The following is an 18,477-nucleotide window of genomic DNA, read 5'->3' as shown; positions in this document are numbered from 1 at the left end:
TACGTGCTCACAGGCCGGACGTGGCAACTCTGGCACATCTTCCGAGCCGCCCGACGCGAGGGTCCGCGAAGGACGGTTCCGTCCAGGAGATCCCACAGGGGACGGTAACTTCCGGTTTGCCGCTCTTGGGTGACACGGGGGCGCGAGGTTACTCACACGTTCGGGGGGAGCCCCTCGATGGGCCGTCCCAGGACGCCGGGGCGCCGCTGCCACGGCAGCGGTCCGGTCGGCGGCCGGTAGCCGACGCCGAGGGCGTCCAGGCGCCGGTAATGGGCGGCCATCCGGCGCTCGAACCCGGCGAAGTCCCGCTCCTCGGGCGCGGGGAGGGCCGACCAGGCGATCTCGGCGAAGGCGGCGAGGCGCGGGAAGACCTGGTAGTCCACCCGGTCGCGGTTCTCCATGACCTCGGTCCAGACGTTGGCCTGGGTGCCGATGACATGGGCGGCGGCCTCCGGGGACAGCCCCGGCGGCACGGGCTCGAAGCGGTAGACGTCCTCCAGACTCCGCACGTACCCGATGGGCATCGGCTCCTCCTCGCCCGGCGCCTGACGGTGGTCCAGATACACCTGCTGCTCGGGGCACATGACGACGTCGTGGCCCGCCTCGGCCGCCGTGATCCCGCCCGCGTACCCCCGCCAGGAGGAGACGGCGGCACCGGGTGCGAGGCCACCCTCCAGGATCTCGTCCCAGCCGATCAGCCGGCGTCCCCGGTCGGCGAGCCAGCGGTCGAAGTGCCGGATGAACCAGGACTGCAGCTCGTTCTCGTCGGCGAGCCCCAGCTCCTTGATGCGGGCCTGGGCCGTCGGGGACTCCTGCCACTGGCCCTTGGGGCACTCGTCGCCGCCGACGTGCACGAAGGTGGAGGGGAAGAGCTCCAGCACCTCCTCGAAGACTCCCTCGTAGAAGCGGAGGGTGGCGTCGGTGGGGGCGAGGACGTTCGGGTTGACGCCCCAGGTGTCCCAGACGGCGAGGGAGGCGGTGTCGACCACGTCGGTGTTGCCGAGTTCGGGGTAGGCGGCGATCGCGGCCTGCGAGTGGCCGGGGATGTCGATCTCGGGCACGACCGTGATGTGCCGCTCGGCGGCGTACGCGACGATCTCGCGGATGTCCTCGTGCGTGTAGTGACCGCCGTGCGGGGTCTCGTTCCACAGCGGCGAGGCCCGGTGCCCCCACTTGGTACGGGCGCGCCAGGCGCCGACCTCGGTGAGCCGGGGACGACGCCTGATCTCGATGCGCCAGCCCTGGTCGTCGGTGAGGTGGAGGTGGAGGACGTTGAGCTTGTGGGCGGCGAGGAGATCGAGGTAGCGCAGGACGTCGTCCTTGGGCATGAAGTGCCGTGAGACGTCCAGCATGAGCCCGCGCCAGCGGAAACGGGGGCCGTCGGTGACGGTGAGCGGGGGAAGGTCCCAGACCCGGTCGGCCCGGCCGACCGGAGCCTTCCGGTACGCGTCGGGTCCCAGCAGCTGACGGAGCGTCTGGGCACCCCAGAAGACGCCGGCCGCGCTGCCGCCCTCGACGAGCACGGCGACGTCGTCGAGGGAACCGTCGGTCGACAGACGGTAGCCCTCGGGGCCGTACGCCTCCGCCACCTCGGGACTGACGCGCAGCCGGATCCCGCCGCCGTGACGACCGCCCTGGGCGCCGGCGACGGGCGCGAACGGCAGTCCGGTGGCGGCGCCGAGCGCGCCGCGGAGCCAGCGCGCCACACCCTCGGTGCCCGGCCTCGCGTCGAGCGTCGTGTCCGCGTCCAGCGCGGGGCCGCCGGGGCCGCCCTCGCGCGCCTCGACCCTCCCGGGCTCGGGGATCAGCGGCTCGTGACGGTCGTGGTCGTCGTGCATGGCATCGGCCTTTCGAGACGGAGGTCCTGGGGGCACGGAGCGGAAGCGGGTCACGCGGGCCGGCGAGGGCGGCCCGCTTCAGTCCTTGACCGCCCCGCCGAGTCCGGAGACCAGGCGGCGCTGTACGAGGACGAAGAAGACGAGTACCGGGATCGTCATCACGGTCGACCCCGCCATGATCCCGCCCCAGTCGTTCTCGTCCGGCTTGAAGAAGACCAGCAGCGCCATCGGGAGGGTGGACTGCGAGGTGTCGCTGATGAGGAAGGACTTCGCGAAGAGGAAGTCGTTCCAGGTCGAGATGAACGAGAACACGCTCGTCGCCACCAGCCCCGGGAAGACCAGCGGGAAGAGGATCTGCCACAGGAATCGCGTGCGGCTCGCGCCGTCGATCTGGGCCTGTTCCTCCAGCGCCTCGGGGACCGCCTTGACGAATCCGCGGAGCATCCAGATCGCGAACGGGAGCGAGAAGGCGATGTGCGGCAGGATCAGCGAGCCCAGTGTGTTGAGTTGGCCGAAGTCCCGCATCAGGAAGAAGAGCGGGATGGTCAGGGCCTCGATCGGCACCATCTGGGCGACCAGGAACATGATGAGCAGCGTCGTCCGGAAGCGGAACCGGAACCGGGTCACCGCGGTCGCCGCGAGGAACGCGATCAGCGCGGAGGCCAGGACGACCGTGCCGGCCACGATCAGCGAGTTGAGGAAGTACCGGCCGAACTCCTGCTGTTCGAAGACGCGCCGGAAGGAGTCGAGGGACGGGGACAGCGTCCACGGCCGCGGGTCGGTCGACTGGATCTCGCCGGCCGGTTTGAAGGCGGAGAGGACCATCCAGTACAGCGGGAAGGCGACGGCGGCCGCGACGAGCAGGGCGGCGGCCTCGGCCGCGAGGCGCCCGGGGCGCCGGATGCGGAACGCGCTCACAGTTCTTCTCCCTGGCGGCGCAGCAGACGGAGGTAGACCAGCGTGACCGCCAGCAGGATCAGCAGCATGACGACGCCGATCGCCGAGCCCAGGCTGTACTCGGACGAGGCGAACGCCTTCTGGTAGGCGTACACGTTGAGGACGAGGTTCTGCCCGGCGATGCCACCGCCGTTCGTCATCACGTAGATCTGGGTGAAGACCTTGAAGTCCCAGATGATCGACTGGATCGTGACGACGACGAGGATGGGCCGCAGCATCGGCGCCGTGACCGAACGCCAGATCCGCCACTGCGACGCCCCGTCGAGGGCGGCGGCCTCCAGGACCTCCCCCGGGATGGCCTTGATGCCCGCGTACACCGTCACCATCACGAACGGGAACGAGCACCAGACGACCTCGAAGAGGACCAGCGCGAAGGCGCTGAGGCGGTCGTACGTCCACGAGTGGTCGCCGAGGCCGAGGAGCCGGTTCACCGGGCCGAAGTCGGGGTCGAAGAGGAAGACCCAGACGGTGGAGCCGGTGACGGCGGGGGTGGCCCAGGCGCCGAGCGCGGCGAGCATGAGCGCGAGGCGCGGCACGGCCCGTACGCGGGTCAGCAGGACCGCGAGCGCGCAGCCCACCACGAGGGTGGTGACGACGCATGCGGCGGCGAACAGGACCGTGGCGAGGAGCACCTGCCAGAACTGCGGGTCGGAGAAGAGCTCGGTGTAGTTGCCGAAGCCCCGGAAGGAGGTCGGCTCGCCGCCGCTGACCTGGGCCTGGGTGTACTCCAGGAAGGAGATGAGCCCGAGCTGGTAGATGGGGTAGAGCAGGAGCCCGCCGAGGACGACGAGCGCGGGCAGGAGGTAGAGCCAGGGGGTCCACCCGGCGCGGCCGGTGCGGGGGCGGGACGCCGGGCCGCCCGGGGCCCGGCGACGGGGACGGGGGATCCGGCCGCCCGCGGCGGGGCCGGGGGCTCCGCCGGCGGGGTGCGCGCCGTCCGTCTTCGTACCGGCCGGGCCGTCCGTCCGTGTGCCGCCGGCGTTCGTACGGGCCGTCATCGTCATCGGCCCGCGGACGCGAAGGCCTCGTCCATCTTCCTGGCGGCGTCGTCCGAGGCGGCGTTCACGTCCTTGCGGCCGCTGACGACCTCCTGGAACATCGTCGGCAGCACCAGCGAGGAGTCGATCTTGCCCCAGCCCGGGGAGGCGGGGACGAACTTGGCGCCGGCGCCGAGCGAGTCGATGAAGGGCTTCACGAAGGGCTGCTTGCGCGCGGCCTCGGCCCGTACGTCGGTGTAGGTCGGCAGGAAGCCCATCGCGTCGAAGAGCCTGCCCTGGGTCTCCTTGCCTGCCAGGGACTTCATGAGTTCGACGGCGAGGGTGCGGTGCGAACTGCTCTTCATCACACCGATGTTGTTGCCGCCGGCGAAGGCGGGGGCGATGGAGCCGGCCGTGACGCCCGGGAGCGGTACGACGGCGTACTTGCCCTTGACCGCGCCGGCCTCCACGGCGGCGTGGCTGAAGTCGCCGCCGATGGCCATCGCCGCCTTGCCGGAGGCGAAGGCGGTGACGGTCGCGTTGCCGCCCATCTGCGCGCACTTGGCGGCCGGACAGTTGTCGTCGCCGAAGAGGGAGGTGTAGGCGGCGATGCCCTTGCGCGCGGCCTCGCTGTTGATGGCGGCCTTGTAGGACCCGCCCGCCTCGGTGGCGAGTTCGCCGCCGTTGGCCCAGATGAACGGCATGGCGCCGTAGGTGTAGGCGCCTCCGACGGCGATGCCGTAGAGGTCCGGCCTGGCCTTGTGGATCTTCTTGGCGGTGGAGACGAGTTCGTCCTGGGACGTGGGCGCGGAGATGCCGAGGTCCTTGAAGACGTCGGTCCGGTAGTAGAGCGCGCGGACGCCGACGAAGAGCGGGGCGCCGTAGATCCTGCCGTCCACGGTGACGGACGCCTTGGCCGTGGCGTCGGTGTCCTCGGCGTCGGCCCAGCCGCCGAACTCGGCGCTGATGTCGGCGAGTCCGCCGTCCTTCACGTAGCCGGCGGTGTCGGTGTTGCCGTACTCGATGAGGTCGGGGGCGGACTTCGGGTCGTTGAAGGCGGCCTTGATGCGCTGGGCGCGGGTGTCGACGGGGATGTACTCGACCTCGACCTTCGCCCCCTTGTGCCGCTGCTCGAAGGCGGCGACCGCGGCGTCGACGACCTGCTCCTTGGGCGCGTTGGCGACCTCCTGGAAGAGCCAGACGCGCACGGTGCCGGTCTTCTCGTCCGTCGTGGCCTTGCCGTCGGAGGTCTGCGGGGCGCAGGCGGTGGCGGTGAGGCCGGCGAGGACGAGTGCGGTGACAGGGGCGGCGATACGGGCAGAAAGCTTCATACGGGGGCTCCCACCAATCGGCGTTGCAGCATACGCAACGGGCGTTTCGTGCTGCACAACACGCGAGAGGTTAGGGCCGCGCCAACTCCCGGACAAGTGGTCTCAACCACTCTGTGACCGGGGGAAGCACCCTCTGCAACGCGAGACGGCCCCCGGTGCGCGTACCGAGGTACACGCACCGGGGGCCGTCCCCGCGGCGGGAGAGCGGGCTACTTCTTGTCGCCGCCCTTGCCGTCCTTGCCCTTGTCCCCACCGGGACCCATGGACTCGTAGATCTCCTTGCACATCGGGCAGACGGGGTACTTCTTGGGGTCGCGCCCCGGTACCCAGACCTTGCCGCACAGTGCCACCACGGGAGTGCCGTCGAGGGCACTCGCCATGATCTTGTCCTTCTGGACGTAGTGGGCGTAGCGCTCGTGGTCGCCGTCACCGTGGGACACCTGCGGCGTCGGCTCCACGAGGGTTCCCGTACCTGCCCCGCGCTCGGGCTCGAGAGTGCTCATGGAGACCAAGGGTACTGAAAAGCCCGGGTTCAGTTGAGCGAGGGATCGTCCGGGTACGTCGCCACCATCGCGAGGTCGCTCCGCTGGCGGCGCAGGACCTCTCGCCACAGGGTCTCGGGGTGGGGCGAGGACACGTCGCCCGGCTCGGACTCGACCACGTACCAGGCGCCCTCGCCGAGTTCCGTCTCCAGCTGGCCCGGGCCCCAGCCCGCGTAGCCGGCGAAGATCCGCAGCGAGCCCAGGGCCGGGCCGAGGAGTTCCGGCGGGGTCTCCAGGTCGACCAGGCCGATCGCCCCGAACACGCGGCGCCAGCCCAGCGGACCCTCGTCACCGGGGATGACCGCGACACCGAGCGCCGCGTCCAGGGAGACGGGGCCGCCCTGGAAGACCACGCCGGGGTCGCCCGCGAGGTCGGCCCAGGGCGCGAGGATGTCACCGACCGTGACGGGGGTCGGCCGGTTGAGAACCACGCCGAGCGAACCCTCGTCGTCATGGTCGAGGAGCAGCACCACCGCGCGGTCGAAATTCGGGTCGGCCAGGGCGGGGGTGGCGACGAGCAGCCGCCCTGTGAGCGAGGACACCTCGGTCATGCGACACATGATCCCGCATCTTCGCCGATTAGGGAGGTCGTCCGGTGGAGTGGACACACACGGGGTACCCGCGCAGTTCAGGGCGGATCCGGACGGCGCCCGCCGGACACAAACGGACCGTGACGCTCCGCAAGATTGGGTGAACAGAGAGTGTTGTGCCGAATTCATTACATCTGACAGGCCCCCTGATGCTTCCTAGGGGGGTGCCCCCGCCCCTTACCCTTTTCCCTGGCCCCCTGCCCGACCCCCACCGGAACGCGAGATTCATGACCGGCACAGACGATGTACTGCTTGTCCACGGCGGAACCCCGCTGGAGGGTGAGATCCGCGTCCGCGGCGCGAAGAACCTCGTGCCCAAGGCGATGGTCGCCGCTCTCCTCGGCAGCGGGCCGAGCCGACTGCGCAACGTGCCCGACATCCGTGACGTCCGTGTGGTCCGCGGGCTGCTGCAGCTGCACGGAGTGACGGTCCGCCCCGGCGAGGAGCCGGGCGAGCTGGTTCTCGACCCGACGCACGTCGAGTCCGCCAACGTGGCCGACATCGATGCCCACGCCGGTTCGTCGCGCATCCCGATCCTCTTCTGCGGACCGCTGCTGCACCGCCTCGGCCACGCCTTCATCCCCGGCCTGGGCGGCTGCGACATCGGCGGACGCCCGATCGACTTCCACTTCGACGTGCTGCGTCAGTTCGGCGCGACGATCGAGAAGCGGGCGGACGGCCAGTACCTGGAGGCCCCGCAGCGGCTGCGCGGCACCAAGATCCGGCTGCCGTACCCCTCGGTCGGCTCGACGGAGCAGGTGCTGCTCACGGCCGTGCTGGCGGAGGGCGTCACCGAGCTCTCCAACGCCGCCGTGGAGCCGGAGATCGAGGACCTGATCTGCGTCCTGCAGAAAATGGGCGCGATCATCTCGATGGACACCGACCGCACCATCCGCATCACCGGTGTCGACAAGCTCGACGGCTACACGCACCGCGCGCTCCCGGACCGCCTGGAGGCGGCGTCCTGGGCGTCGGCGGCGCTGGCGACCGAGGGCAACATCTACGTGCGCGGTGCCCAGCAGCGCTCGATGATGACGTTCCTCAACACCTACCGGAAGGTGGGTGGCGCCTTCGAGATCGACGACGAGGGCATCCGCTTCTGGCACCCGGGCGGCTCGCTCAACGCGATCGCGCTGGAGACGGACGTGCACCCCGGTTTCCAGACGGACTGGCAGCAGCCGCTGGTGGTGGCCCTGACGCAGGCGGCGGGCCTCTCCATCGTCCACGAGACGGTCTACGAGTCGCGGCTCGGTTTCACCTCGGCGCTGAACCAGATGGGTGCCCACATCCAGCTGTACCGCGAGTGCCTGGGCGGTTCGGACTGCCGCTTCGGTCAGCGCAACTTCCTCCACTCGGCGGTCGTGTCCGGCCCCACCAAGCTCCAGGGCGCCGACCTGGTCATCCCGGACCTCCGGGGCGGCTTCTCGTACCTGATCGCGGCGCTGGCGGCCCAGGGCACGTCCCGCGTCCACGGCATCGACCTGATCAACCGCGGCTACGAGAACTTCATGGAGAAGCTCGTGGAACTGGGCGCGAAGGTCGAGCTCCCCGGCAGCGCACTCGTCTGACGTGACGGCGACCGCCTGAGGCGCGAGGGCCTCAGGCGGTCCGCGGGCCCCGAGGGGCCCTCTCGCGGGCGTACGAAAGGGCGGCCACCCCCTGACAGGGTGGCCGCCCTTTCGTCCGCCCAGAAGCCCGCGTGGGCGCCTCCGGCGGTGTGCCTGCAGGCTTACTTGCCCTTGGCGGCTTCCTTGAGCTTCGAGCCCGCGGAGACCTTCACGCTGTAGCCGGCCGGGATGTTGATCGGGTCGCCGGTCTGCGGGTTACGAGCGGTGCGAGCGGCACGGTGGGTGCGCTCGAAGGTCAGGAAGCCGGGGATGGTGACCTTCTCGTCGCCCTTGGCGACGACCTCGCCGACGGTCTCGGCGAGAGCGGCCAGCACGGCGTCGGCGTCCTTGCGGGTCACCTCGGCGCGGTCGGCCAGGGCGGCCACCAGCTCACTGCGGTTCATGTTGTTACTCCCGTGTTCTTCTTGCCTGTGAGGCGTGCCATGCGGCGGAGCCGCATGTATGGGCACAGCGAAGCCGATGCTGCCAGGGCCCTCGGACAGTCCCCGGACCCGGGTCTGGTGACAGACCCTCGCGCCCGAATAGGCATCCTGCCCCCACCAGCGGCGGGAACGCCAATCCGGCACCCTCTGGGGTCACACGAAAAGCGCCACGGGCTCTGGCGTGGTGACGTTCCGTCGACTCCGCCGAAACTCTTTGGAGCCGAAGCGCCACCCTACGGCGGATCTACGGCGCGGCGCCCGGCGACGCGCCGTCCCGACGGCGGGCCCGGGACCTTCCACGGCCCCGTTCCGGCCCGCCGTACGTCGTGCGCGAACTCTCTCAGAGTCCGTTCGTCCCGTTGTCGGCACCCGCGCCCGCCGCCTTCGCGGCGGTGCGGACGGCGCCCGCGACGGCACCGGCGACCTTGTCGTTGAAGACCGACGGGATGATGTAGTTCGGGTTCAGCTCGTCCTCGGTGACGACGTCGGCGAGGGCGGAGGCGGCCGCCAGCATCATCTCCGTGTTGACCGTGCGGGACTGAGCGTCCAGCAGACCGCGGAAGACGCCCGGGAAGACCAGCACGTTGTTGATCTGGTTCGGGAAGTCCGAGCGGCCGGTGGCCACAACGGCCGCGGTCTGGCGGGCGATTGCGGGGTCGACCTCGGGGTCCGGGTTCGCGAGCGCGAACACGATCGCGCCCTCCGCCATCGCGGCGACGTCGTCCGCGCCGAGCAGGTTCGGCGCGGAGACGCCGATGAAGACGTCCGCGTCGACGACGGCCTGCTTGAGGGTGCCGGTGACGCCCTCGGGGTTGGTGTTGTCGGCGATCCAGCGCAGCGGCGAGTCCTTCGCGGCCTCGACGAGGTCCTCGCGGCCGGCGTGCACGACGCCGTGGATGTCGGCCACGACGGCGTGCTTCACGCCCGCCGCGATGAGCAGCTTGAGGATGGCCGTACCGGCCGCGCCGGCGCCGGACATGACGACCCGTACGTCGCCGATTCCCTTGCCCACCACGCGCAGGGCGTTGGTGAGGGCCGCGAGGACGACGATCGCCGTGCCGTGCTGGTCGTCGTGGAAGACGGGGATGTCGAGGGCCTCGCGCAGGCGGGCCTCGATCTCGAAGCAGCGGGGGGCGGAGATGTCCTCCAGGTTGATGCCCGCGAAGCCGGGGGCGATCGCCTTGACGATCTCGACGATGGCGTCGGTGTCCTGGGTGTCCAGGCAGAGCGGCCAGGCGTCGATGCCGGCGAACCGCTTGAAGAGGGCGGCCTTGCCCTCCATGACGGGCAGGGCGGCCTTGGGGCCGATGTTGCCGAGGCCGAGGACGGCGGAGCCGTCCGTCACGACTGCGACGGAGTTGCGCTTGATGGTGAGGCGGCGGGCGTCCTCGGGGTTCTCGGCGATCGCCATGCACACGCGGGCGACGCCCGGGGTGTAGATCATGGAGAGGTCGTCACGGTTGCGGATGGGGTGCTTCGACGCCATCTCGATCTTGCCGCCGAGGTGCATCAGGAACGTACGGTCGGAGACCTTGCCGAGGACGACGCCCTCGATGGTGCGCAGCTGCTCGACGATCTCGTCGGCGTGCGCGGTGGAGGTGGCGGCGATGGTGACGTCGATCCGCAGCTTCTCGTGGCCGGAGGCGGTCACGTCGAGGCCGGTGACGGAACCGCCGTGGGACTCCACCGCCGTGGTGAGCTGGGAGACCGCGGTTCCGCTGGCGGGAACCTCCAGCCGGACCGTCATCGAGTACGAGACGCTGGGCGCCGTTGCCATGGCCGAGTTCCTCTGCTTTCCCTGAGCTTCGTTGCTACGCCGCCTCGGCTGGTTGCCCGGCGGCGCCCTCCGATCGTCGCACCTACCTGCCGGTAGCAGGTAATGCGGTCATTTTGTTTTCGGAAAGTAGTTTCCACCATACGAGAACCTGTGGGGAAACAGAAGAGGTCCCCGCCACCAGGGGTGACAGGGACCTCAACTTCGTAGCTATGTACTAAGTGGCACCGACCCGCCATGCTCGCCTCGCGGCAAGAGGTCCCTCTGAGGGACGAAGGTTGGGCCCGGGGGCTTGGATCGAGCCGGTGCCATAGACAGGCTAACAAACCACTCTGGCAAGTGATTCCTGCGACGCAGGTTGACCGGAAATCAGTCCCTGAGCAGGTCGGGGACCCCCTTCGCGTCCGGCACGTCCCGGGCGCCGGAGACGACGGTGAGCTGCTGCGTGGCACGCGTCAGCGCCACGTACAGCACCCGGAGACCGGCCGGCGACTCGTCCGCGATCTCCGCGGGCGAGACCACCACCGTGGCGTCGTACTCCAGGCCCTTGGCCTCCAGGGAGCCCAGTGCCACCACCCGGTCACCGAGGTCGGCCAGCCAGCGGGCGGCCTGCTCGCGCCGGTTCATGGCGACCACGACACCGACCGTGCCGTCCACCTGTTCGAGGAGGCGTTGCGCCTCGTTCCGTACGATTTCGGCCAGATCGATCTTCTCCTCCACCGGCACGAAGCGCGGGACGACACCGGTCGACCGGACCGCGCGCGGCGAGGTGCTGCCGGGCATGGCGAGGGCGAGCACCTTGGCGGCAAGCTCGGCGATCTCGGCGGGGTTGCGGTAGTTCACGGTCAGCTCGAAGCGGCGGCGCGGGCGGCTGCCCAGCGCCTCGTCGCGGGCCTCGGCGGCCTCGTCCGGGGTCGACCAGGACGACTGCGCCGGGTCCCCGACGACCGTCCAGGTCGCGGTGCGGCCCCGCCGGCCCACCATCCGCCACTGCATGGGCGTGAGGTCCTGGGCCTCGTCGACGATGACATGGGCGTACTCGGTGCGCTCGGCCGCGAGCCGTTCGGCCCGCTCCCGCTGTGTCTCCTCCCGTACGGGCATCAGCTCCTCCAGGCCCGTCAGCTGGTCCAGCGGGTCGTACTCCCGCTTCTTGCGGGGCCGGACCGGGGCGCCCAGGAGGGTGTTCAGCTCGTCGAGGAGCGCCACGTCGTGCACGGAGAGCCCGTCCCGCCGCAGGGAGCGGGCGAGGCGGCGGACCTCGCCGGGGTTGAGGACGCGCCGGGCCCAGCGGCCGAGGCGCTTCTCGTCCGCCATCGCGGCGAGGACCTGGCGGGGGGTGAGCTCGGGCCACCAGGCGTCGAGGAAGTGGAGGAACGAGTCCTCCGTGGAGACGTCCTCGTCGAAGGAGGAGCGCAGCTCCGCGGCGAGCTCGGGGTCACTGTGCCGGCCGGCGGCGCCGGACTTGGCGTACAGCGCGTCGAGCAGCAGCCTGCGGGCGCGCGGGCGCAGCAGGTTGACGGGGGCGGAGCCGCCCAGGACGTTGTGCCGGATGCGGTGGAGCTCGTCGGCCTCCAGCTCCAGCCGGCGGCCGAAGGCGACGACCCGCAGGCGGGTGGGCGTGCCGGCGGGCTCCTGGGGCTCGTCGAAGGAGAGCTGGTCGCCCTCGGCGGGCTTGGGCGCCGGGGTCTCCAGGGCGCCGCGGGCGGCCTTGCGCAGGACGGCGAGCATCCGGGAGGAGCCCTTGACGCGGGCCACGGCGGGCTCGTCGTACGTGGTGGCCTCCTCGCCGTCCACGAGCGAGCCGAGGGCGCGGATGGCGACCTGGCCCTCCTCGCCCAGCGAGGGCAGGACGCCCTCGGTGTAGGAGACGAGCAGCGGGGTCGGGGAGACGATCAGGATGCCCCCCGCGTACCGCCGCCGGTCCTGGTAGAGCAGGTAGGCCGCCCGGTGCAGGGCGACCGCCGTCTTCCCGGTGCCCGGGCCGCCCTCGACGTAGGTGACGGAGGCGGCGGGCGCGCGGATGACCAGGTCCTGCTCGGCCTGGATGGAGGAGACGATGTCGCGCATGGTGTGGCTGCGGGCCTGGCCGAGGGCGGCCATCAGGGCGCCGTCGCCGATCACCGGCAGCTCGTTCCCGGCCAGCGTCGCCTTCAGCTCGGGGCGCATCAGGTCGTCCTCGACGCCGAGGACCTTGCGGCCCTTGGAGCGGATGACGCGGCGGCGCACCACCCGGCCGGGGTCGACCGGCGTGGAGCGGTAGAAGGGGGCGGCGGCGGGTGCGCGCCAGTCGATGACGAGCGGTGCGTAGTCGGAGTCGAGGACGCCGATCCGGCCGATGTGGAGGGTCTCGCCGATGTCGGCCGTGTTGTCGGGCCGTACGGCGTCCTCGGCGGGCTCGACGGAGGTGTAGGCGCCGTCGGGGCCCTTCTTGCCGTCCTTGCCGTAGAGCAGGTCGATCCGGCCGAAGAGGAAGTCCTCGAACTCGTTGTTGAGCCGGTTGAGGTGGATACCGGCCCGGAACACCTGGGCGTCGCGCTCGGCGAGCGCGCCGGGCGTGCCGACCTGGCCGCGCTTGGCGGCGTCGTTCATCAGGAACTCCGCCTCGCGGATCTTCTCCTCGAGGCGGCGGTAGACCTGGTCCAGATGTTCCTGCTCGACACCGATCTCACGGTCCCGGACCGTGTCCACGGTGTCCACGGCTTCCTGCGCGGCCACTAAGGCCCCCTTCTGACGTGCACTGGGCAGCCGTCGAGCGTACGCCACAGGGGGCCGAAATGTCAGGCGTCGACCTCCACGAGGCGTTCGCCGTCGAAGGTCCGGACCTCGAAGTGGTCGATGTCGTTGCGCTCCATGGCCGCCCCGCCGTGCACGTAGAGCGGGTTCTTGGCGCTCTCCTGGGTGGCTCCGGGGATGCCGTAGCCCCACGTGGGGACGGCCCAGGAGGTGACGACCTCCTCCTCACCGCTCTTGGAGACGGCGACGAGCCGGCACTTGAGCGGGCCCTTGACGTTCTTGAGTTCGAGGACGGTGTGGGTGCCCCAGCCCTTCTTCTCCATGCCGACCGTGGCGCTGACCCGGGTCGTCGGGTCGGTGGCCTGGATCTTCTCCTCCATGTGGTTGAAGAAGGCGTCCTCGGCGGGACTGGTGGGGTGGGGGTCGATCGCCCGGTTCTCCTTGTCTCCTCCGGAGGTGGCGACGACGGCGACGGCGGGACCGCCGATGACCAGGACGGCGGCGGCCGCGACGAGGTAGAAGGTGCGGCGCCGGGAGCGCGCCCGCTTGGCGCCCACCTCGTCCATGAGCCGGCCGAGGAGCTGCGGCCCGGGTGTGGAGTCGAGGGAGACCGGAGCGGTGGGGACGCGCCGGGGGCGGGGCGGGGCCGGCGGCCGCGGCGCGAAGTCGTCGAAGATCCGGTCCGCGTACGGATCGGTCGCGGGACCCACGGGTCCCATGGATCCGACCGGCCCGGTGAAGGGGTCGGGGGCGGCGTACGGGCCGGTGTAGGTCTCGGGCGCGGCGGGCGTGGTGCCGCCGTCCGCCAGCATCGCCAGCATCGGCTCCATCCCGGCGAACTCCTCGACGTGCGCGGTGCAGAGGTCGCAGTTCACCAGGTGCGCCTCGAAGGCGGCGGCGTCGACGTCGTCCAGGATGCCGAGTACGTACGCACCCGCGGCGTCGTGCGGCGGTGTCATGCCGATACCCCCCTCTCCTCCAGCGCGAGCTTCATCGAACGGAGTGCGTAGAAAACCCGGGAACGCACGGTCCCGGCAGGTATGCCGAGGGTCTCGGCCGCCTCATTGACCGTACGCCCCTTGAAGTAGGTCTCGACCAACACTTCCCGGTGGGCGGGCGTCAAATCTTCGAGCGCATCAGAGAGCGTCATCAGCCACAGCGCCTTGTCGATCTCGTCCTCCGCGGGCAGGACCTCGAGCGGTGACGGATCGACCTCCTGAGGCCGGGCCTGCCGGCTGCGGTGGCCGTCGATGACGATGCGCCGGGCAACCGTCACCAGCCAAGGTCGGACGGAGCCGGTCGCCCTGTTGAGCTGGCCGGCGTTCTTCCAGGCACGGATGAGCGTCTCCTGTACGACGTCCTCGGCACGCTGGCGGTCGCCGGCGACGAGGCGTAGTACGTAGGCGAGCAGGGGTCCGGCATGTTCGCGATAGAGAGCACGCATCAACTCCTCGTCAGGGACGTCGGGTCGAATGCGTGGCACCTCGCTGCGATGCCGGGCCCGATGCGGACGGTCATCGGCCACGGCCGCATCCTTGCGCACCTGAACCTCCCGGTCGAGACCTTGTTGTCGCCGAGAGGTACGGAGCCGGAGCGGGTTCGACTCAACGTCGTGCGAGATTTTTTCACACGGGCACGATTCCCTTGCGGGCTGCCCGATGCCGGGCAACTCGCTCTCGGTTACCGCAGGTCTCACTGGAGCACCAGCGCCGCCGGCGTCCTCGCGACGTATCGAGGTAGCAGCGGCGGCAGTTGTCTCCCTCACACCGTCGGAGCAGGGCGCGGGCGGCCGGGTCGGTGAGGAGGTCGACGGCGTCCCGGGCGACGGCGGCGAGCAGGGCGCGGCAGTCGGGTTCGTCGCTCAACGCCCGTACGAGCCCTCCGGCTTCCGTGCGGACGGCGCGGGGCGCGGGCGGGGCGGAGGCGGCGGCGAACGCGTTGAGGCGTTCCAGCGCGGGACCGGCGCACCGCCCGTCGAGCTGGGCTCCGACGAGTTCGCGGACGCAGTCGCGCAGTTCACGGAAGCGGAGGAGCCAGTGGGCGTCGAGCGCGGCGAGCGGGGTGGCGGCCGGGACGAGTCCGGTGGTGCGCAGGAAGTCGTCGAGCGCGTCGGCGCGGCCGAGCGCGTGGGCGGCCAGATCCAGGCAGATCCGCCCGGAGTCGAACCGTACGGTCATGACCCTGTCACCACCTCGCGGTCGTGGGGCCGGCGGGGAGCCGGTGGGGCGCCCGACCAGAGTGCCCACAGCGGGCGGACCCCGCCAGGGGGCGCGTCACGGTTCGTGTCCCGGAGGGCTGTCGCGAAGCCCGCCCCCGTGGACGCCCGCGTATGGAGCGTGGACGCGCACCCATGGATCCGCCCGGCTCCGGTCGCTTGACTGGGGGCATGACGAACAACAGGGGTGGGACGGCGGCCGGCACGGTGCTGGGCGCCGCGACGGTGGCGACGGGACTGATCGCCGGGGTCTGGTTCGCGTACGTGTGCTCGGTGATGCCGGCACTGGCGCGCAGCGACGACCGGGTCTTCGTCGAGGTGATGCGGAACATCAACGACGTGATCCAGAATCCGGTCTTCTTCACGCCCTTCTTCGGGGCGCTGATCCTGACGGCGATCGCGGCATGGCAGTCGCGGGGCACACCGGCGAAGCCGTGGGCGCTCGCGGCGCTGATCCTGTACGTGGCCGTCTTCGTGGTCACCTCGGCCGTGAACGTCCCGCTCAACGACGCCCTCGCGGCCGCATCGGAACCGGTGCGGGCCCGCGCTGACTTCGAGACCCCGTGGGTGGCGTGGAACGTCGTCCGCGCGGGCCTGACGGCCGTGGGCTTCGTCTGCCTGCTGCGGGCGCTCTCGGTGCGCGGGGCCGGCGATCGCGGGGCGCGGTGACCGTGCCCCGCTCCGCCTCTCCTACTCGTCGTACTTGCTGTCCGCCACCGGATCGAGCGCCAGCCGGTACCCCCGCTTGACCACCGTCTGGATCAGCTTCGGCGTGCCGAGTGCCGTCCGCAGCCGGGCCATCGCCGTCTCCACGGCGTGCTCGTCGCGGCCCGCGCCCGGCAGGGCGCGCAGCAGGTCGGCGCGGGAGACGACCCAGCCCGGTCGCCGTGCCAGGGTGTCCAGCAGCGCCATCCCGGCCGGCGGGACCGGGCGCAGACAGCCGTCGACGAGGACCGCGTGCCCGCGGATCTCGATGCGGTGTCCCGCCACCGGGAGCGCGCGGGCCCGGGAGGGCAGCTCCTGGCAGAGCAGCTGCACCAGCGGACCGAGCCGGAAGCGCTCCGGCTGGAGCGTGTCGACGCCGTGCGCCTGCAGCGGCAGCGCCGTCACCGGCCCCACGCAGACCGCGAGCACCTCGTTCCGGAGCGCCGCGAGGAACTCCGGCAGCAGCCCCCGGTCCTGCGCCCGTGTCAGCAGCGAGGCGGCGGCCGGCGCGCTGGTGAAGGTGACCGCGTCCAGGGACCCGCCGAGCGCCCCGTCCAGGAGCCGGTCCAGCGGGGCGAGGTCCTCCGGCGGCATCCACCGGTAGACCGGTACGCCGACGACCTCCGCACCGCCCGCCGTCAGCGCCTCCACGAAGCCGGGCAGCGGCTCCCCGTGCAGCTGGAGCGCGATCCTCCGTCCCGCCACCCCCTCGGCGAGGAGCCGGTCGAGCACCTCGGCCATGGACTCGGACGACGGCGACCACGTCTCCGTGAGCCCCGCCGCCCGCACCGCTCCCTTGACCTTGGGCCCGCGGGCGAGGAGTTCGACGCCCCGCAGGCAGTCGAGGAGCTCCTCGCCGTAGCCCCAGCCGTCCGCCGCCTCGACCCAGCCCCGGAAGCCGATCGCCGTGGTGGCGACGACGACGTCCGGGGCGTGGTCGATGAGTTCCTTGGTGGCGGCGAGCAGTTCCGTGTCGTCCGCGAGCGGCACGATCCTGAGTGCCGGACCGTGGACCACGGCCGCGCCCCGGCGGCGAAGGAGCGCGCCCAGCTCGTCCGCGCGCCGTGCCGCCGTGACGCCGACGGTGAACCCCGCGAGGGGACCCTGCTCTTGCTCGTACATGACGACCGAGCCTGACGGCGATTGGTCACAGACTCGGTTCGCCGGTATTTCCTGGCCGTTACGGACCACTTCGGATCACACCTCGGCGTAACCGCGCTGCGGCGCCGCTTCGCCCGAGGCACCGGCCGCGCCCTCCGCCGTGTCCGGGACCGCGTCCGTGCGGCGAAGGTATACCGCCCAGGTCACCACCATGCAGGCCGCGTAGAAGACGAGGAAGGCGACGAAGGCCGAGGTGCCGGTGCCGGCCGTCTGGAAGGACTGCCGGAAGGCCAGGTTGATGCCGAGCCCGCCGAGCGCGCCGACCGCGCCGATCAGCCCCATGGAGGCGCCGGAGAGCCTGCGGCCGTACGACTCCGCCTCCTCGCCGGACAGGCCCTTGCGATGGCCCTGCGCGAGGAAGATCGCGGGAATCATCTTGTACGTGGAGCCGTTGCCGAGGCCGCTGAGGACGAAGAGTCCGATGAAGCCGACGAGGAAGACCGCGAGGGACTCGACGACCGAGGCGTAGACGACGACCGCCGTCGCGAGCGCCATGGCGGCGAAGGTCGCGAGGGTGATGCGGGCGCCCCCGTACTTGTCGGCGAGCGAGCCGCCGACGGGCCGGATCAGCGAGCCGAGCAGCGGACCGATGAAGGTGAGCGAGGCGGCCTGGAGCGGGGTCCGGCCGAACTGGGTCTGCAGGACCAGGCCGAAGGCGAAGCTGTAGCCGATGAAGGACCCGAAGGTGCCGATGTACAGGAAGGCCATGATCCAGGTGTGCTTGGCCCCCACGGCCTCCTTCACGGCGCCGGTGTCGTTCCTCACCGGCGCGAGGTTGTCCATGAAGAGCGCGGAGCACACCGTCGCGATCAGGATGAGCGGGAGGTAGACACCGAGGACGATCCGCGGGTGCATGGCGCCGGCGGTGCCGATGACGAGCAGGCCGACGAGCTGGACGACGGGGACGCCGATGTTGCCGCCGCCGGCGTTCAGGCCGAGCGCCCAGCCCTTCTTCCGCAGCGGGAAGAAGGCGTTGATGTTGGTCATGGAGGAGGCGAAGTTTCCGCCGCCGACGCCGGTCAGCGCCGCCACCAGCAGGAAGGTGGTGTACGAGGTGCCCGGCTCCATCACGGTGAAGGCCACGCCCGTCGGCAGGAGGAGCAGCAGCGCGCTGAAGATCGTCCAGTTCCGGCCGCCGAACCGGGCGACGGCGAAGGTGTACGGGATCCGGATGAGCGCGCCGACGAAGGTCGCGGTCGCGATCAGGAAGAACTTCCCCGCCGGGTCGATGCCGTACTCCGGTCCCATGAACAGGACCATGACCGACCACAGGCTCCAGATGGAGAAGCCGATGTGCTCGGAGAACACGGAGAAGACCAGATTGCGCCGGGCTATCCGCTCCCCTCCCTCACGCCAGAAGGTCTCGTCCTCCGGCTCCCACCGTTCGATCCACCGGCCGCCCATCACGTACCTCCACGGTGTCGGGTTTCCCGAGCGTCCAGACGCCCTGGATATCTTGGGGAAGACCCTAGGGAAGCCGCGTTTCGTGCCGGTGGCGGAAAGTGACGGGTACGGAACCTTGCTCTCACCCGGCGCGCACAGCTGATGTGAGTACGGGGACGGGGCCCGGCTCTCCCGCACCGCTCCCCCACGCGGCTCCCGGA

General features: G+C 71.0%; 16 protein-coding genes. 2 read left to right on the top strand and 14 right to left on the bottom strand.

Annotation, left to right across the window (positions count from 1 at the left end; genetic code table 11):
• Positions 1–152: 152 nt before the first annotated feature.
• From AB0D99_RS05790 to AB0D99_RS05765, 6 genes are all read right to left on the bottom strand, one after another.
• Positions 153–1,838, bottom strand: a complete 1,686-nt coding sequence (locus tag AB0D99_RS05790; protein WP_362357319.1) for a beta-N-acetylhexosaminidase — start codon at positions 1,836–1,838, stop codon at positions 153–155.
• Between the two features lie 78 nt (positions 1,839–1,916).
• Positions 1,917–2,756, bottom strand: coding sequence for a carbohydrate ABC transporter permease (locus AB0D99_RS05785; RefSeq protein WP_362357317.1), 840 nt, complete (start codon positions 2,754–2,756; stop codon positions 1,917–1,919).
• A complete protein-coding gene (locus tag AB0D99_RS05780; protein WP_362357687.1) occupies positions 2,753–3,793 on the bottom strand; it encodes a sugar ABC transporter permease in 1,041 nt (346 codons plus the stop codon). The genes AB0D99_RS05785 and AB0D99_RS05780 overlap by 4 nt, the downstream gene beginning before the upstream one ends.
• A 2-nt stretch (positions 3,794–3,795) precedes the next feature.
• Positions 3,796–5,103: an extracellular solute-binding protein gene (locus AB0D99_RS05775; protein WP_362357315.1), complete on the bottom strand. Its 1,308-nt coding sequence runs from the start codon at positions 5,101–5,103 to the stop codon at positions 3,796–3,798.
• 209 nt (positions 5,104–5,312) lie between these two features.
• Complete coding sequence (locus AB0D99_RS05770) at positions 5,313–5,606, bottom strand: DUF3039 domain-containing protein (RefSeq protein ID WP_329120009.1); 294 nt, start codon at positions 5,604–5,606, stop codon at positions 5,313–5,315.
• A 29-nt stretch (positions 5,607–5,635) separates the two neighbouring features.
• Complete coding sequence (locus AB0D99_RS05765; protein ID WP_362357313.1) at positions 5,636–6,196, bottom strand: YqgE/AlgH family protein; 561 nt, start codon at positions 6,194–6,196, stop codon at positions 5,636–5,638.
• A gap of 266 nt (positions 6,197–6,462) precedes the next feature.
• On the opposite strand from AB0D99_RS05765, the gene murA reads away from it, so the two are divergent.
• On the top strand, positions 6,463–7,803 hold the full coding sequence (murA, locus tag AB0D99_RS05760; protein WP_352187417.1) for a UDP-N-acetylglucosamine 1-carboxyvinyltransferase: 1,341 nt from the start codon (positions 6,463–6,465) through the stop codon (positions 7,801–7,803).
• Positions 7,804–7,964: 161 nt separating this feature from the next.
• Here murA and AB0D99_RS05755 read toward each other — a convergent pair whose 3' ends face one another.
• The 6 genes from AB0D99_RS05755 to AB0D99_RS05730 form a co-directional block, all read right to left on the bottom strand.
• The gene (locus AB0D99_RS05755; RefSeq protein WP_017237029.1) at positions 7,965–8,246 is read right to left on the bottom strand and encodes an HU family DNA-binding protein; all 282 of its coding nucleotides are present in this window, start codon (positions 8,244–8,246) and stop codon (positions 7,965–7,967) included.
• A gap of 379 nt (positions 8,247–8,625) precedes the next feature.
• Positions 8,626–10,062 (bottom strand): NAD-dependent malic enzyme, encoded by a 1,437-nt coding sequence (locus tag AB0D99_RS05750; protein WP_362357310.1) that lies wholly within the window; start codon positions 10,060–10,062, stop codon positions 8,626–8,628.
• A 366-nt stretch (positions 10,063–10,428) separates the two neighbouring features.
• Positions 10,429–12,774, bottom strand: coding sequence for a UvrD-helicase domain-containing protein (locus tag AB0D99_RS05745; RefSeq protein WP_362357308.1), 2,346 nt, complete (start codon positions 12,772–12,774; stop codon positions 10,429–10,431).
• 62 nt (positions 12,775–12,836) lie between these two features.
• The gene (locus tag AB0D99_RS05740) at positions 12,837–13,751 is read right to left on the bottom strand and encodes a zf-HC2 domain-containing protein (RefSeq protein WP_362357306.1); all 915 of its coding nucleotides are present in this window, start codon (positions 13,749–13,751) and stop codon (positions 12,837–12,839) included.
• Positions 13,748–14,335, bottom strand: a complete 588-nt coding sequence (locus AB0D99_RS05735) for a sigma-70 family RNA polymerase sigma factor (RefSeq protein WP_362357304.1) — start codon at positions 14,333–14,335, stop codon at positions 13,748–13,750. The genes AB0D99_RS05740 and AB0D99_RS05735 overlap by 4 nt, the downstream gene beginning before the upstream one ends.
• A gap of 82 nt (positions 14,336–14,417) precedes the next feature.
• Positions 14,418–14,969: an ABATE domain-containing protein gene (locus AB0D99_RS05730; RefSeq protein ID WP_362357302.1), complete on the bottom strand. Its 552-nt coding sequence runs from the start codon at positions 14,967–14,969 to the stop codon at positions 14,418–14,420.
• A 209-nt stretch (positions 14,970–15,178) separates the two neighbouring features.
• Between AB0D99_RS05730 and AB0D99_RS05725 the strand changes: the two genes are divergently transcribed.
• Complete coding sequence (locus tag AB0D99_RS05725) at positions 15,179–15,676, top strand: anthrone oxygenase family protein (RefSeq protein WP_362357300.1); 498 nt, start codon at positions 15,179–15,181, stop codon at positions 15,674–15,676.
• Between the two features lie 21 nt (positions 15,677–15,697).
• Here AB0D99_RS05725 and AB0D99_RS05720 read toward each other — a convergent pair whose 3' ends face one another.
• A complete protein-coding gene (locus tag AB0D99_RS05720; protein ID WP_362357298.1) occupies positions 15,698–16,834 on the bottom strand; it encodes a uroporphyrinogen-III synthase in 1,137 nt (378 codons plus the stop codon).
• 75 nt (positions 16,835–16,909) lie between these two features.
• Complete coding sequence (locus AB0D99_RS05715; protein WP_362357296.1) at positions 16,910–18,277, bottom strand: nitrate/nitrite transporter; 1,368 nt, start codon at positions 18,275–18,277, stop codon at positions 16,910–16,912.
• Positions 18,278–18,477: the final 200 nt, after the last annotated feature.

Origin of the sequence: Streptomyces sp. NPDC047971, assembly GCF_040653355.1 — a bacterium.
In the GTDB taxonomy this organism is placed as follows: Bacteria; Actinomycetota; Actinomycetes; order Streptomycetales; family Streptomycetaceae; genus Streptomyces.
Note: the sequence above shows the minus strand (reverse complement) of the source record. Positions and strands in the feature narration are given on the sequence as shown.